The organism is Nonomuraea thailandensis, from assembly GCF_024172165.1.
Taxonomy (GTDB): Bacteria; Actinomycetota; Actinomycetes; order Streptosporangiales; family Streptosporangiaceae; genus Nonomuraea; species Nonomuraea thailandensis.
Map to the genome: position 1 here is coordinate 1,429,730 of NZ_JAMZEB010000002.1, position 12,771 is coordinate 1,442,500.

Annotated in this window: 12 protein-coding genes; 10 read left to right on the forward strand and 2 right to left on the reverse strand. The window is 71.8% G+C overall.

The genetic code is table 11. From position 1 onward, the window contains the following. Nucleotides 1-31 precede the first annotated feature (31 nt). Genes argC through HD597_RS10710 form a run of 9 tightly spaced genes read left to right on the forward strand, consistent with a single transcriptional unit; the run spans nt 32 to nt 9,152 of the window. Entirely contained in the window at nt 32-1,054 is a 1,023-nt protein-coding gene (argC, locus tag HD597_RS10670) for an N-acetyl-gamma-glutamyl-phosphate reductase (protein WP_253741848.1), read from the forward strand. Further along, entirely contained in the window at nt 1,051-2,202 is a 1,152-nt protein-coding gene (gene argJ, locus HD597_RS10675) for a bifunctional glutamate N-acetyltransferase/amino-acid acetyltransferase ArgJ (RefSeq protein WP_253741849.1), read from the forward strand. The genes argC and argJ overlap by 4 nt, the downstream gene beginning before the upstream one ends. Continuing rightward, nucleotides 2,199-3,074, forward strand: coding sequence for an acetylglutamate kinase (argB, locus tag HD597_RS10680; protein WP_253741850.1), 876 nt, complete (start codon nt 2,199-2,201; stop codon nt 3,072-3,074). Before argJ ends, argB begins: the two co-directional genes overlap by 4 nt. Next, complete coding sequence (locus HD597_RS10685) at nt 3,071-4,237, forward strand: acetylornithine transaminase (protein ID WP_253741851.1); 1,167 nt, start codon at nt 3,071-3,073, stop codon at nt 4,235-4,237. Before argB ends, HD597_RS10685 begins: the two co-directional genes overlap by 4 nt. Further along, nucleotides 4,234-5,154 (forward strand): ornithine carbamoyltransferase, encoded by a 921-nt coding sequence (gene argF / locus HD597_RS10690; RefSeq protein WP_253741852.1) that lies wholly within the window; start codon nt 4,234-4,236, stop codon nt 5,152-5,154. The genes HD597_RS10685 and argF overlap by 4 nt, the downstream gene beginning before the upstream one ends. Continuing rightward, nucleotides 5,151-5,657, forward strand: a complete 507-nt coding sequence (locus tag HD597_RS10695) for an arginine repressor (protein ID WP_253741853.1) — start codon at nt 5,151-5,153, stop codon at nt 5,655-5,657. The genes argF and HD597_RS10695 overlap by 4 nt, the downstream gene beginning before the upstream one ends. A gap of 20 nt (nt 5,658-5,677) precedes the next feature. Beyond that, complete coding sequence (locus HD597_RS10700; protein ID WP_253741854.1) at nt 5,678-6,877, forward strand: argininosuccinate synthase; 1,200 nt, start codon at nt 5,678-5,680, stop codon at nt 6,875-6,877. A 32-nt stretch (nt 6,878-6,909) separates the two neighbouring features. Further along, on the forward strand, nt 6,910-8,331 hold the full coding sequence (gene argH, locus HD597_RS10705) for an argininosuccinate lyase (RefSeq protein ID WP_253741855.1): 1,422 nt from the start codon (nt 6,910-6,912) through the stop codon (nt 8,329-8,331). Next, complete coding sequence (locus HD597_RS10710; protein ID WP_253741856.1) at nt 8,313-9,152, forward strand: DNA-3-methyladenine glycosylase; 840 nt, start codon at nt 8,313-8,315, stop codon at nt 9,150-9,152. Before argH ends, HD597_RS10710 begins: the two co-directional genes overlap by 19 nt. On the opposite strand, the gene HD597_RS10715 is transcribed toward HD597_RS10710, so the two are convergent. After that, nucleotides 9,092-9,493, reverse strand: a complete 402-nt coding sequence (locus HD597_RS10715) for a PH domain-containing protein (protein ID WP_253741857.1) — start codon at nt 9,491-9,493, stop codon at nt 9,092-9,094. The genes HD597_RS10710 and HD597_RS10715 overlap by 61 nt on opposite strands. A gap of 87 nt (nt 9,494-9,580) precedes the next feature. Between HD597_RS10715 and tyrS the strand changes: the two genes are divergently transcribed. Further along, a complete protein-coding gene (gene tyrS / locus HD597_RS10720; RefSeq protein WP_253741858.1) occupies nt 9,581-10,849 on the forward strand; it encodes a tyrosine--tRNA ligase in 1,269 nt (422 codons plus the stop codon). Nucleotides 10,850-11,044: 195 nt separating this feature from the next. On the opposite strand, the gene HD597_RS10725 is transcribed toward tyrS, so the two are convergent. After that, nucleotides 11,045-12,511 carry a glycosyltransferase family 39 protein gene (locus tag HD597_RS10725; RefSeq protein ID WP_253741859.1) on the reverse strand — a complete coding sequence of 489 codons (1,467 nt, stop codon included), beginning with the start codon at nt 12,509-12,511 and terminating at the stop codon, nt 11,045-11,047. Nucleotides 12,512-12,771 lie beyond the last annotated feature (260 nt).

Sequence of the window (12,771 nt, forward strand, 5' to 3'; positions counted from 1 at the left end):
GATGCATAAACATGCATTCAGGAGGGGTGGAATGAGAGCAGCGGTCGCGGGAGCCAGCGGCTACGCGGGAGGGGAGCTGCTCCGCCTCCTGCTCGGCCATCCCGAGTTCGAGATCGGCGCGCTCACCGCCGCCTCCAGCGCCGGCAGCCGCCTCGGCGTCCACCAGCCCCACCTGCCGCAGCTCGCCGACCGGGTCATCGAGGACACCACGCCCGGCGCGCTCGCCGGCCACGACGTGGTCTTCCTGGCGCTGCCGCACGGCCACTCGGCCGCCGTCGCCGCGCAGCTCGGCCAGGACACGGTCGTCGTCGACTGCGGGGCCGACCACCGGCTCACCGACCCCGCCGCCTGGCAGGAGTTCTACGGTGGCGAGCACGCCGGCACCTGGCCCTACGGCCTGCCCGAGCTGCCCGGCCAGCGCGAGCTCCTCAAGGGCGCCAGGCGCATCGCCGTGCCCGGCTGCTACCCGACCTCCGTGCTGCTCGCCCTGGCGCCCGCGTTCGCCGCCGGCCTGGCCGGGCCCGACGTGGTCGTGGTGGCCGCCAGCGGCACCAGCGGCGCCGGCAAGTCGCTCAAGCCGAGCCTGCTCGGCAGCGAGGTCATGGGCTCGGTCAGCGCGTACGGCGTGGGCGGAGTGCACCGGCACACCCCCGAGATGGAGCAGGGCCTGTCGGCCGTCGCGGGAACGCCCGTACGGGTGTCGTTCACCCCGACGCTGGCCCCCATGAGCCGCGGCATCCTGGCCACCTGCTCCGCCCCCGCCGCGCCCGGCCTCACCGGTGAGTCGCTGCGGGCGGCGTACGAGAGCGCGCTGAAGGGCGAGCCGTTCGTCCGGCTCCTGCCCGAGGGCGTGTGGCCCGCCACCGCCATGACGTACGGCGCCAACACCGCGGCGCTGCAGGTGACGCTCGACCCGCGCGCGAACCGCGTGGTCGCCGTCATCGCCATCGACAACCTCACCAAGGGCACCGCCGGGGGCGCCCTGCAGAGCGTGAACCTCGCCCTCGGCCTGCCGGAAGAGCTCGGCCTCCCCACGACAGGAGTTGCTCCATGAGTGTTACCGCCCCCCTGGGGTTCAGGGCCGCGGGTGTCGCCGCCGGAATCAAGTCCGGCGGCGCCCGCGACCTGGCCCTCGTCGTCAACGACGGGCCCAGCCGCGCCGCCGCGGGCGTCTTCACCGCCAACCGCGTGAAGGCCGCGCCCGTGTTGTGGTCGCAGCAGGTCCTCGCGGGCGGGCGACTGCGAGCGGTGGTGCTCAACTCCGGCGGAGCCAACGCCTGCACCGGGCCTGAGGGCTTCCAGGACACCCACGCCACCGCCGAGAAGGTCGCCGCGGCCCTTGAGGACTCCGCGGGCGAGATCGCGGTCTGCTCCACCGGCCTGATCGGCGAGCGGCTGCCGATGGACGAGCTGCTGTCCGGCGTCGGGACCGCCGCGGGCCAGCTCTCCCGCGACGGCGGCCTGGCCGCCGCCGACGCCATCCGCACCACCGACACCGTCTCCAAGATCTCCTTCAAGCGCGGCACCGGCTACATGGTCGGCGGCATGGCCAAGGGCGCCGGCATGCTCGCCCCGGCCCTGGCCACCATGCTCTGCGTGATCACCACCGACGCCGACCTGACCAGCGAGGAGCTCGACGCGGCGCTGCGCAGGGCCACGTCGGTGACGTTCGACCGGCTCGACACCGACGGCTGCATGTCCACCAACGACACCGTGCTGCTGCTGGCCAGCGGCGCCGCCGGGGTCAAGCCCGACCTGGCCGAGTTCGAGCAGCGCGTCATCGAGGTCTGCGCCGACCTGGCCAGGCAGCTCCTGGTGGACGCCGAGGGCGCCTCCAAGGCCATCGCCATCGAGGTGGTCGGCGCCGCGTCCGAGGACGACGCGGTCAAGGTCGGCCGCTCCGTGGCCCGCTCCAACCTGCTCAAGTGCGCCATCCACGGCGAGGACCCCAACTGGGGGCGCGTCCTGGCCGCCGTCGGCACCACCGACGCGGTGTTCGAGCCCGACCGCCTCAACGTGGCCATCAACGGCATCTGGATCTGCCGCGGCGGCGCGGTCGGCGACGACCGCTCCAAGGTGGACATGCGCCCCCGCGACGTGACGATCACCATCGACCTGTCGGCCGGCCCGCACACCGCGACCGTGCACACCACCGACCTGACGGCCGACTACGTCCACGAGAACTCGGCCTACTCCTCATGAGGCTGACCACCGCGCAGACCAAGGCCGAGGCGCTGATCGAGGCGCTGCCCTGGCTGACCCGCTTCCACGGCGCGACCGTCGTCATCAAGTACGGCGGCAACGCCATGACCGAGGAGGCCCTCAAGGAGGGCTTCGCCGAGGACGTCGTCTTCCTGCACCAGGCCGGCCTGCGCCCCGTCGTCGTGCACGGCGGCGGCCCGCAGATCAGCGAAGCGCTGGACAAGGCGGGCATCGCGTCCACGTTCACCGCCGGCCTCCGGGTCACCACGCCCGAGGCCATGCAGGTCGTCAGGATGGTGCTCACCGGCCAGGTCAACCGCGACATCGTGGGCCTGGTCAACCGGCACGGCCCGTTCGCGGTCGGCATGTCCGGCGAGGACGCCCACCTGTTCACGGCCGTGCGCAAGCACGCCGTCGTGGACGGGCAGCCGGTCGACATCGGCCAGGTCGGCGAGATCATCAAGGTCGACGCCGGCGCCGTGAACGCCCTGCTCGACAACGGCCGCATCCCGGTCATCTCCAGCGTCGCCAGGGGCGACGACGGAGAGATCTACAACGTCAACGCCGACACCGCCGCCGCTGCGCTGGCCGTGGCGCTCCAGGCCCATAAGCTGATCGTGCTGACCGACGTCGAGGGCCTGTACGCCAACTGGCCCGACGACACCGACGTCATCGACCTGCTCACCGCCGACGAGCTCGAAGCAATGATGCCCACACTGTCCAGCGGCATGGTGCCGAAGATGGAGGCGTGCCTGACGGCCGTGCAGGGCGGGGTGCCGCAGGCCCACGTCCTCGACGGCCGGGTGCCGCACTCCCTGCTGCTGGAGATCTTCACCAATGAAGGAATCGGAACGATGGTGATGCCCTCATGAGCCTGTTCGAAAGGTTCGAAAGCGCCTTCATGCCCAACTACGGCGTCCCCCCGGTCGCCCTGGCGCGAGGCGAGGGCTCCCGCGTGTGGGACGTGGACGGCAAGGAGTACCTCGACTTCATCGCCGGCATCGCGACCAGCTCGCTCGGCCACGCCCACCCGGCCCTGGTCGAGGCCGTCTCCAAGCAGGTCGCCACCATCGCCCACACCAGCAACCTGTTCCTGCACGAGCCCGAGGTGCTGCTGGCCGAGCGGCTGCGCGCCCTGCTCGACGCCCCCGCCCGGGTCTTCCTGTCCAACTCCGGCACCGAGGCCAACGAGGCCGCCTACAAGCTCGCGCTCAAGTACGGCAGGCGCGAGGGCCGCTCCTACTTCGTGGCCGCCGAGAACGGCTTCCACGGCCGCACGATCGGCGCCCTGTCCCTGACGGGCAAGAAGGCGATCCGCGACCAGTTCGGGCCGTTCCCCGTGCCTGTCCGGTTCGTCCCCTACGGCGACGCCGACGCGCTCAAGGAGGCCGTGACCGGCGACTGCATCGCCGTCTTCCTCGAGCCCACCCAGGGCGAGGCCGGCGTCGTGCCGCCGCCCGAGGGCTACTTCGAGTCGGCCCGAGAGATCTGCGACTCGACCGGCGCGCTGCTGGTGGCCGACGAGATCCAGTCGGCCATCGGCCGCAGCGGCCACTGGTTCGCCCACCAGGCCGACGGCGTCACCCCCGACATCCTCACCCTGGCCAAGGGCCTGGGCGGCGGGCTGCCGATCGGCGCCTGCGTCGGCTTCGGCGACGTGGGCAAGCTGTTCGAGAAGGGCGACCACGGCTCGACGTTCGGCGGCAACCCGGTCTCGTGCGCCGCGGCGCTGGCCGTGCTCGACACCCTCGACCTCGACCACGTCAGGACCGTCTCCGCGCGCCTGCGCGGCGGGCTGGAGGCGATCCAGGCGCCGCTGCTCAAGTCCGTGCGCGGGCGCGGCCTGTGGCTGGGCGCCGTGCTGGCCGAGCCCCGCTCGGCCGCGGTCCAGCAGGCCGCCGCGAACGCCGGCTTCCTGGTCAACGCCCTGCAGCCCGACGTCATCCGCATCGCGCCCCCGCTGATCGTGACGGCCGCCGAAGTGGACGCGTTCGTCTCCGCGTTCCCCGCGATCCTGGCGGAGGCCGCCAAGTGACCAGGCACTTCCTGCGGGACGACGACCTGACGCCCGCCGAGCAGGCGGAGGTCCTCGACCTCGCCGCCGCCATGAAGAAGGACCGGTTCGGCTACCGGCCCTTCGAGGGCCCGCAGAGCGTCGCCGTCCTGTTCGACAAGCCGTCGGCCAGGACCCGCGTCTCCTTCCACACCGGCATCGGCGAGCTCGGCGGCCTGCCGCTGATCGTCGACAACGTCTCGGTCCTCATGGGCCGCGGCGAGCCGGCCGCCGACCTCGCCCGCGTGCTCGACCGGCAGGTGGCCGCCATCGTGTGGCGCACCACCGGCCAGGAGCTGATCGACGAGATGGCCGCGCACTCGCGGGTGCCGGTCGTCAACGCGCTCACCGACGAGTTCCACCCCTGCCAGATCCTGGCCGACCTGCAGACCGTCCAGGAGAAGCTGGGCCGCACCGCCGGGCTCACGCTCACCTACGTCGGCGACGGCGCCAACAACATGGCCCACTCCTACCTGCTCGGCGGGGCCACGGCCGGCATGCACGTGCGCGTCGCCGCCCCGGCCGGCTACCAGCCCGACGCGGTCATCCTCGACCAGGCCGCCGCCATCGCCGCCAGGACCGGCGGCTCGGTGGTGGCGCTGTCCGACCCGGTGGCCGCCGCGCAGGGGGCGCACGTGATCGCCACCGACACGTGGGTTTCGATGGGCCAGGACGGCAAGGAGGAACGGGTGGCCGCCCTCATGCCGTACCAGGTGAACTCCGGGCTGATCGAGCACGCCGCGCCCGACGCCATCGTGCTGCACTGCCTGCCCGCCTACCGCGACTACGAGATCACCCCCGCGGTGCTCGACGGGCCGCGGAGCGTGGTGTGGGACCAGGCGGAGAACCGGCTGCACGCCCAGAAGGCCCTGCTGCACTGGCTAGTCTCCCGCACATGACGATTCCGATGACCAAGGCCGCCAGGCAGGCGAAGATCACCGATCTGCTGCAGCGGAAGGCCGTGCGCTCCCAGCCCGAGCTGGCCAAGCTGCTCGCCGAGAGCGGCGTGGAGGTCACCCAGGCCACGCTCTCGCGTGACCTCGACGAGCTCGGCGCGCTCAAGCTGCGCGCCGACGACGGCTCCCTCGTCTACGCGCTGCCCGGCGAGGGCGGCGGCCGCATCCCGCTCGCCCGCCTGGGCAGCGGTGAGAGCCCGGCCGCCCGCCTGCACCGCATCGCGGAGGAGCTGCTCGTCGGCGCGGAGGCCTCGGCCAACCTGGTCATCGTGCGGACCCCGCCGGGCGCGGCACAGTTCCTGGCCTCGGCCATCGACCACGCCGACTGGGAGTCCATCCTCGGCACGGTCGCGGGCGACGACACCATCCTCGTGATCAGCCGCGACCCGGCGGGCGGCCAGGCCCTCGCCGAGGCGCTGCTGAAGGCCGCCGACCGGCGAAGCTAGAAGACTTTGGAGATTGGAAAATGCCCGACAGAGTAGTGCTCGCCTATTCAGGCGGCCTCGACACCTCGGTCGCCATCCCGTACCTCGCCGAGAAGATGAACGCCGAGGTCGTCGCCGTCGCCGTGGACCTCGGCCAGGGCGGCGAGGAGATGGACGTCATCCAGAAGCGCGCCGTCGACTGCGGCGCCGTCGAATCTGTCGTGGTGGACGCCAAGGAGGAGTTCGCCGCCGACTTCTGCGTGCCGGCCCTGCAGGCCAACGCGCTCTACATGGACCGCTACCCGCTGGTCTCCTCGCTGTCGCGCCCGCTGATCGCCAAGCACCTGGTGACGGCGGCCAAGCAGTTCGGCGGCACGATCGTCTCCCACGGCTGCACCGGCAAGGGCAACGACCAGGTCCGCTTCGAGGCCGGCCTGGCCGCCCTGGCCCCCGACCTCCAGGTCATCGCCCCCGCCAGGGACTTCGCCTGGACGCGCGACAAGGCCATCGAGTACGCCGAGGCCAAGGGCCTGCCCATCGAGACCTCCAGGAAGAACCCCTTCTCCATCGACCAGAACCTCTGGGGCCGCGCCGTCGAGACCGGCTTCCTGGAGGACATCTGGAACGGCCCCACCGAAGAGGTCTACTCCTACACCTCCGACCCGGCGCAGCCACGCGAGCCCGACGAGGTCGTGATCACCTTCGAGCGGGGCGTCCCCGTCGAGCTCGACGGGCGCGCGCTCACGCCGTACCAGGTGATCGAGGAGGTCAACCGCCGCGCCGGCGCGCAGGGCGTGGGCCGCATCGACATGGTCGAGGACCGGCTGGTGGGCATCAAGTCGCGCGAGGTGTACGAGGCGCCCGGCGCCATCGCCCTCATCGCCGCCCACATGGAGCTGGAGAACGTCACCGTCGAGCGCGACCTGGCCCGCTTCAAGCGCGGCGTGGACCAGCGCTGGAGCGAGCTCGTCTACGACGGCCTGTGGTTCTCGCCGCTCAAGAACGCGCTCGACGCGCTCATCGCCGACGCGCAGAAGCACGTCAACGGCGAGATCAGGATGACCCTGCACGGCGGCAACGCGACCGTGACGGGGCGCCGCTCGGAGGACTCCCTGTACGACTTCTCACTCGCCACCTACGACACGGGCGACACCTTCGACCAATCGCTGGCCAAGGGCTTCGTCCAGCTGTTCTCCCTCCCCGCTAAGATCGCGGCGGCCCGGGACGCGAGGAAGGGCTGAGTTGCACTATGGTCTCGGGGGACGCGAAGGAGATGACGGTGAGTGATGGCAAGCCGATGCGGCTGTGGGGCGGACGCTTCGAGAGCGGCCCGTCCGACGCGCTGGCCCGGCTGTCGGTGAGTGTGCACTTCGACTGGCGGCTGGTGCCGTACGACCTGGCGGCGTCCAGGGCGCACGCCCGCGTGCTGCACAGAGCGGGGCTGCTGACCGCCGAGGAGCTCGAGCGCATGATCGGCGCGCTCGACGACCTGGAGCAGGCCTGCAAGGCGGGCGAGTTCCGGCCGACGGTCGCCGACGAGGACGTGCACACCGCGCTGGAGCGCGGCCTGCTGGAGCGGCTCGGCTCGCTCGGCGGCAAGCTCCGCGCCGGCCGCTCGCGCAACGACCAGATCGCCACCGAGCTGCGCCTGTACCTGCGCGACCACGCCCGCACGATCGTCTCCCGGCTGGTCGAGCTGGAGACCGCGCTGATGGCCCAGGCCGAGCAGCACGCCGAGACCGCCGCGCCCGGCATGACGCACCTGCAGCACGCCCAGCCGGTCTCGTTCGGCCACCAGCTCCTGGCCCACGTGCACGCCTTCGCGCGCGACATCGACCGGATCACCGACTGGGACAAGCGCGCCGCGATCTCCCCGCTCGGCGCCGGCGCCCTCGCGGGCTCCTCGCTGCCGCTCGACCCGCAGGCCGTCGCGCAGGAGCTGGGCTTCACCGCCGCCGCGTCCAACTCGATGGACGCCGTCGCCGACCGCGACTTCGCGGCCGAGTTCCTGTTCGACGCGGCCATGATCGGCGTGCACCTGTCGCGGCTGGGCGAGGAGATCGTCCTGTGGGCCTCGCAGGAGTTCCGCTGGATCGAGATGGACGACGCCTACTCCACCGGCTCGTCGATCATGCCGCAGAAGAAGAACCCCGACGTGGCCGAGCTGGCCCGCGGCAAGTCGGGGCGGCTGATCGGCAACCTGATGTCGCTGCTGACCACGCTCAAGGGCCTGCCGCTGACCTACAACCGCGACCTCCAGGAGGACAAGGAGCCGGTGTTCGACGCGGTCGACACGCTGCTGCTCGTCCTGCCCGCGATGGCGGGCCTGGTCGCCACCATGCGGGTCAACACCGCGCGCATGGAGGCCTCCGCCCCCGACGGCTACGCCCTGGCCACCGACCTGGCCGAGCTGCTCGTGCGGCGCGGGATGCCGTTCCGCGACGCGCACGAGGCCGTCGGCCACCTCGTCGTGTGGTGCCAGGTCAACGACAAGGACCTCGGCGAGCTCACCGACGACGAGCTGGCCAAGGTCTCGCCGCACCTGACACCCGACGTCCGCGACGTGCTGAGCGTGCCCGGCGCCCTGGCCGCCCGCAAGACCCACGGCGGCACCGCGCCCGACCGCGTCCGCGACCAGCTCATCGCGCTGCGGGAGGCGGTCGACGCGCAGGCGGCATGGGCCGCGGGGAGCTGAGCTTCGAGCGGGGCGGCGCGCTGAGCGCGGCGCCGCTGCCGCGCGGCTTCTTCGACCGGCCGTCCCACGAGGTGGCGCCCGACCTGCTCGGGCGCGTGCTCGTGCACGGCCCCGTCGCCGTGCGCCTGACCGAGGTCGAGGCGTACGGCGGCCCCGGCGAGGACCCGGCGGCGCACACCTACCGGGGCAGGACACCCCGTAACGCGGTCATGTTCGGGCCGCCCGGGCACCTGTACGTGTACTTCACCTACGGCATGCACTTCTGCGCCAACCTCGTCTGCCTGCCCGAGGGGTCGGGCTCGGCCGTGCTGCTGCGGGCGGGCGAGGTGGTGGCGGGCGTGTCCGAGGCCCGCGCTCGCCGCTCGCCAGGCAAGCCCGCCGCCTCGGGCGCAGAGCCCGCTCCGGGCGACGCCCGCTCGGCCGGAGAGGCTCGTTCGGCCGGAGAGGCTCGTTCGGCCGGCGACGCCCGCTTGGCCGGCGACGCGCGCCCGGCCGGGCGGCGGATCGCCGACCGTGACCTCGCGCGCGGCCCCGCCCGGCTCGCGGTGGCGCTCGGGTTGCTGCGCGAGCACAACGGTCTCGACGCCGTCATCGACGGCTCGCCCGCCGGCAGGCCGCACCAGTCGGCCGCCGTCCTCGAAGGCCGGCCCGCCGACCCGGATCTCATCAGGTCAGGCCCGCGCACCGGAATCTCGACGGCCAAGGACACGCCCTGGCGGTTCTGGATCGACGGCGACGAGACCGTCTCGCCGTACCGCGCTCACGTGCCGCGCCGCCGCAGCGCCGCCGCCACCTCCGTGGGCGAGGCGCCCAGATCGTGAGCGCTGAAGATGTGCAGGTTGTCGCCGGTGTCGATCTCCAGCATCTCGCTGCGCAGCCCCCAGCGCCTGCGGACGTCGACCTTGATGTCCCAGATCGACTCCCACGGCACGTGCCGCTTGCCCGCGAACCCGTGCACCACGGTGATGCCGCTCGGGTCGGCCGCCAGCCGTACGGGGACGAGCACGTCACGCAGCCCCATCGCGCCTACCAGCACGGCCGCGGGCACCGCCAGGATCACACCCCAAAAATCCCCCTCGAACCACCAGTAAACGGCGAGCCCGGCACACACCAGAGCCCCTAAGATCTTGAAAACGGCCAGCTCGCGACGGACCCTCCACATGGACACCCAGCGTATCCAAGTGGCGCGCAAGCGCACCGATCGGGCAGGCTAAAGGCATCCGCATCCGAACAGGAAAGCCAGATCACCGTGACCGACATCCTTGACGACCTCGCGTGGCGAGGCCTGATCGCCCAGTCCACCGACCTCGACGCGCTGCGCGCGTCCATGGCCAAGGCGCCGATCACGGTCTATTGCGGCTTCGACCCGACGGCGGCGTCCCTGCACGTCGGACACTTCGTGCCGTTGCTGACGCTGCGCCGCTTCCAGCTCGCCGGGCACAACGCGATCGGCCTGGTCGGCGGCGCCACCGGCCTGATCGGCGACCCGAGCGGCCGCAACACCGAGCGCTCGCTCAACTCCACCGACGTCGTCGCCGACTGGGTGGAGCGGCTGCGCGGCCAGGTGGGCAGGTTCCTCGACTTCGACGAGTCCCGGCCCAACCCGGCCCGCCTGGTCAGCAACCTCGACTGGACCGGCGAGCTGAGCGCGATCGAGTTCCTGCGCGACATCGGCAAGCACTTCCCGGTCAACCGCATGCTGGCCAGGGAGTCGGTCTCCGCCCGGCTGGCCGGTGAGGGTCTGAGCTACACCGAGTTCAGCTACCAGATCCTGCAGTCCAACGACTTCCTGGAGCTCTACCGCCGCTACAACTGCACGCTGCAGGTCGGCGGCAGCGACCAGTGGGGCAACATCACCGCGGGCGCCGACCTGATCCGCCGCGTCGAGGGCGCGCACGTCCACGTCGTCACCCTGCCGCTGATCACCAAGGCCGACGGCACCAAGTTCGGCAAGACGGCGGGCGGCGCGCTCTGGCTCGACCCCGCCATGACCTCGCCGTACGCCTTCTACCAGTACTTCCTCAACTCCGACGACCGCGACGTGATCCACTACCTCAAGGTGTTCACGTTCCGCACCCGCGAGGAGATCGAGGTGCTGGAGAAGGCCGTCGCCGAGCGGCCCTTCGCCCGCGAGGCCCAGCGCACGCTGGCCGAGGACCTCACCGAGCTGCTGCACGGCAGGCAGGAGCTCGACGCGGTGCTGGCCGCCTCCAAGGCCCTGTTCGGCCAGGGCGCTCTGGAGGAGCTGCCCGCCTCGACCCTGGAGGCCGCGCTGGCCGAGGTGCCCAAGGCCGCCGTGCCCGCGCTCGGCGCCTCGTTCGTCGACCTGCTGGCCGACAGCGGGCTGGTCGAGTCGAAGTCGGCCGCCCGGCGGGCGGTCAAGGAGGGCGGGGCCTACCTCAACAACCGCAAGATCACCGATGAGGCGTACGTGCCGGTGGCCGAGGACCTGCTGCACGGGCGGTTCATGGTGCTGCGGCGCGGCAAGAAGTCGATCGGCGGCGTCGTGGTCGGCTGACCGCCACCTTCGGGAGAGCGGGTCCTTCGCACTACGGAGGACCCGCTTTTCACGTACGGCTGCACTGCGGAGGGACGGCTCTCCCCATACGGCCGCTCCGCGGAGGAGCGGCATTCCACGTAAGCCGCACTGCGGAGGAGCGGCTTTCCACGTAGGCCGCACTGCGGAGGAGCGGCTTTCCACATGCGGCGGGGTTCAGTGGCGCGTGAACAACGCCACCGTCAGCCCTGGGAGATCACCGGAGTGCCTGGCCACGCTGAGCTCGAACCCGGCCTTCTCCACCTCCCCGACGCGGGCGATGGAGTCACCCTCCAGCCCTGACTGTTTCGTCCCCCGCCACACGACCCAAACCCGCTCGCGCCCCTCCAGCGCCCCCGAGACATCGGACCCCTCGGGATACCCGAACCCGTCGGGATCGGGCGCGCTGCCCGCCAGCAACACGTCCACCGGCATGAGCGAGTCGGCGTAGTACTCGAACCCCGCACGCAAGTGGCTCTGCCCGTAGACGATCGCGTCCTCTGGCTCGGCCTTGATCACCCGGAGCGCCCACGGGATGTTCTCGAACCGTCCGTTCTCCTCACGTACCTCCGCATGCTCGGAGAACGCCAGCCCGAACCCGACGGTCACCACCAGCACCGCCGCCACCACCTGGAACCGGGGCAGCCCGGCCACCGCCAGCCCGGCCAGCAGCGCCAGCGCGGGAGCGGTCACGAACAGGTACCGGTCCACGTAGGCCGGCGTGACGAGCACCGACACGGCGAGCAGCAGCACCGGAGGCAGCACCAGCCAGCACACCAGCACCGGCGCCCACACCTTGTCGCCCGGGCCCTGGCTCCTGCCCGCCGCCCGCCACAGCACCACCGCCCCGGCCAGTGCCATCGCGAACAACACGACCCCCAGCGTGGTCGCCCCCGCGGCCATCTTCGGGAACTTCAGCCACACCTCCGGCCCCCGCTCCGGAATCCAGCTGATCGCGTGCCTCTCCCCGTACCCGATCAACCCGAGCACGGCGGCGGGCACACATCCGATGGCCAGCGCGGTCAGCATCCGCACCGCCACCGCCCGCCGCAGGAGCAGGAGGTGGGCGGGCAGCACGAGCACCGCGAACAGATGCGTGGAGCACACGAGCGCCACCGCCACCCCGTACAACACCCACCGCCGCACCGCCCCCGGCCGCTCCACGGCGCGGTGCAGCGCCCAGAACGAGAGCACGACCGCGGCCGCCGCGAACGCGTACGACCTGGCGAACGCCCCGTAATAGGACACCGAAGGCAGGATCGCGAAGATCCCCGCGGCGATCACCCCCGCCCGCGTGCTGTGCAGCCGCCGTCCCAGATCGACCAGGAACCAGGCCGCCACCCCGATCGCCACCGCCGACGGCAGGCGCAGCCACAGCTCCGATGTGCCGGCCTTCGCCCAGAAGTGCATGAACAGGTAGTAGGGCAGGAAGTGCCCGTCAATGTGCCGGGCCAGCTCGAACATCCCGGACAACGAACGCGAGGCGGCGCTGATGGTCGCGAGCTCGTCGCCGTTGAGCGTGGCGGAACCCGTTCCGGAGAACCCGGCCACCGCGCCCACCAGTGCCATCCACCAGGGAGGCGAGGTGCGCAGCCGTTCGGTCGGGCGGTGGGCTGGAGGAGCGAGTGTGGCGGCAGTGGTCACCGGGGCAGGATACGCGCGATGTGCCGGATAGTTGGCGAATGCGATCATTCGGCCGCCTATGAAGTAACTAAGCGAAACGCTCCCTGACCTCGCAAGAGGGCATCAGCGCGACATCCGGCTGATCGGACCTCCGACCTCCTACCGGCGGATTGCGGACGTCGCCAACACCTCTGGTCACCCGTACGCGTCGAGCGCCAGCAGGGCCCCAGGGCGGCATCCATGTGATCACGGGTCCACGGCGTGCCCACCTGTGCCCGCAG

Excerpts from the sequence above, each read along its gene's own strand:
- argJ (WP_253741849.1), top strand. The coding sequence starts at position 1,051 with ATGAGTGTTACCGCCCCCCTGGGGTTCAGGGCCGCGGGTGTCGCCGCC.
- HD597_RS10685 (WP_253741851.1), top strand. The coding sequence starts at position 3,071 with ATGAGCCTGTTCGAAAGGTTCGAAAGCGCCTTCATGCCCAACTACGGC.
- argH (WP_253741855.1), top strand. The coding sequence starts at position 6,910 with ATGACGGTGAGTGATGGCAAGCCGATGCGGCTGTGGGGCGGACGCTTC.
- HD597_RS10700 (WP_253741854.1), top strand. The coding sequence starts at position 5,678 with ATGCCCGACAGAGTAGTGCTCGCCTATTCAGGCGGCCTCGACACCTCG.
- argC (WP_253741848.1), top strand. The coding sequence starts at position 32 with ATGAGAGCAGCGGTCGCGGGAGCCAGCGGCTACGCGGGAGGGGAGCTG.
- HD597_RS10695 (WP_253741853.1), top strand. The coding sequence starts at position 5,151 with ATGACGATTCCGATGACCAAGGCCGCCAGGCAGGCGAAGATCACCGAT.
- HD597_RS10710 (WP_253741856.1), top strand. The coding sequence starts at position 8,313 with ATGGGCCGCGGGGAGCTGAGCTTCGAGCGGGGCGGCGCGCTGAGCGCG.
- HD597_RS10715 (WP_253741857.1), bottom strand. The coding sequence starts at position 9,493 with ATGTGGAGGGTCCGTCGCGAGCTGGCCGTTTTCAAGATCTTAGGGGCT.
- argB (WP_253741850.1), top strand. The coding sequence starts at position 2,199 with ATGAGGCTGACCACCGCGCAGACCAAGGCCGAGGCGCTGATCGAGGCG.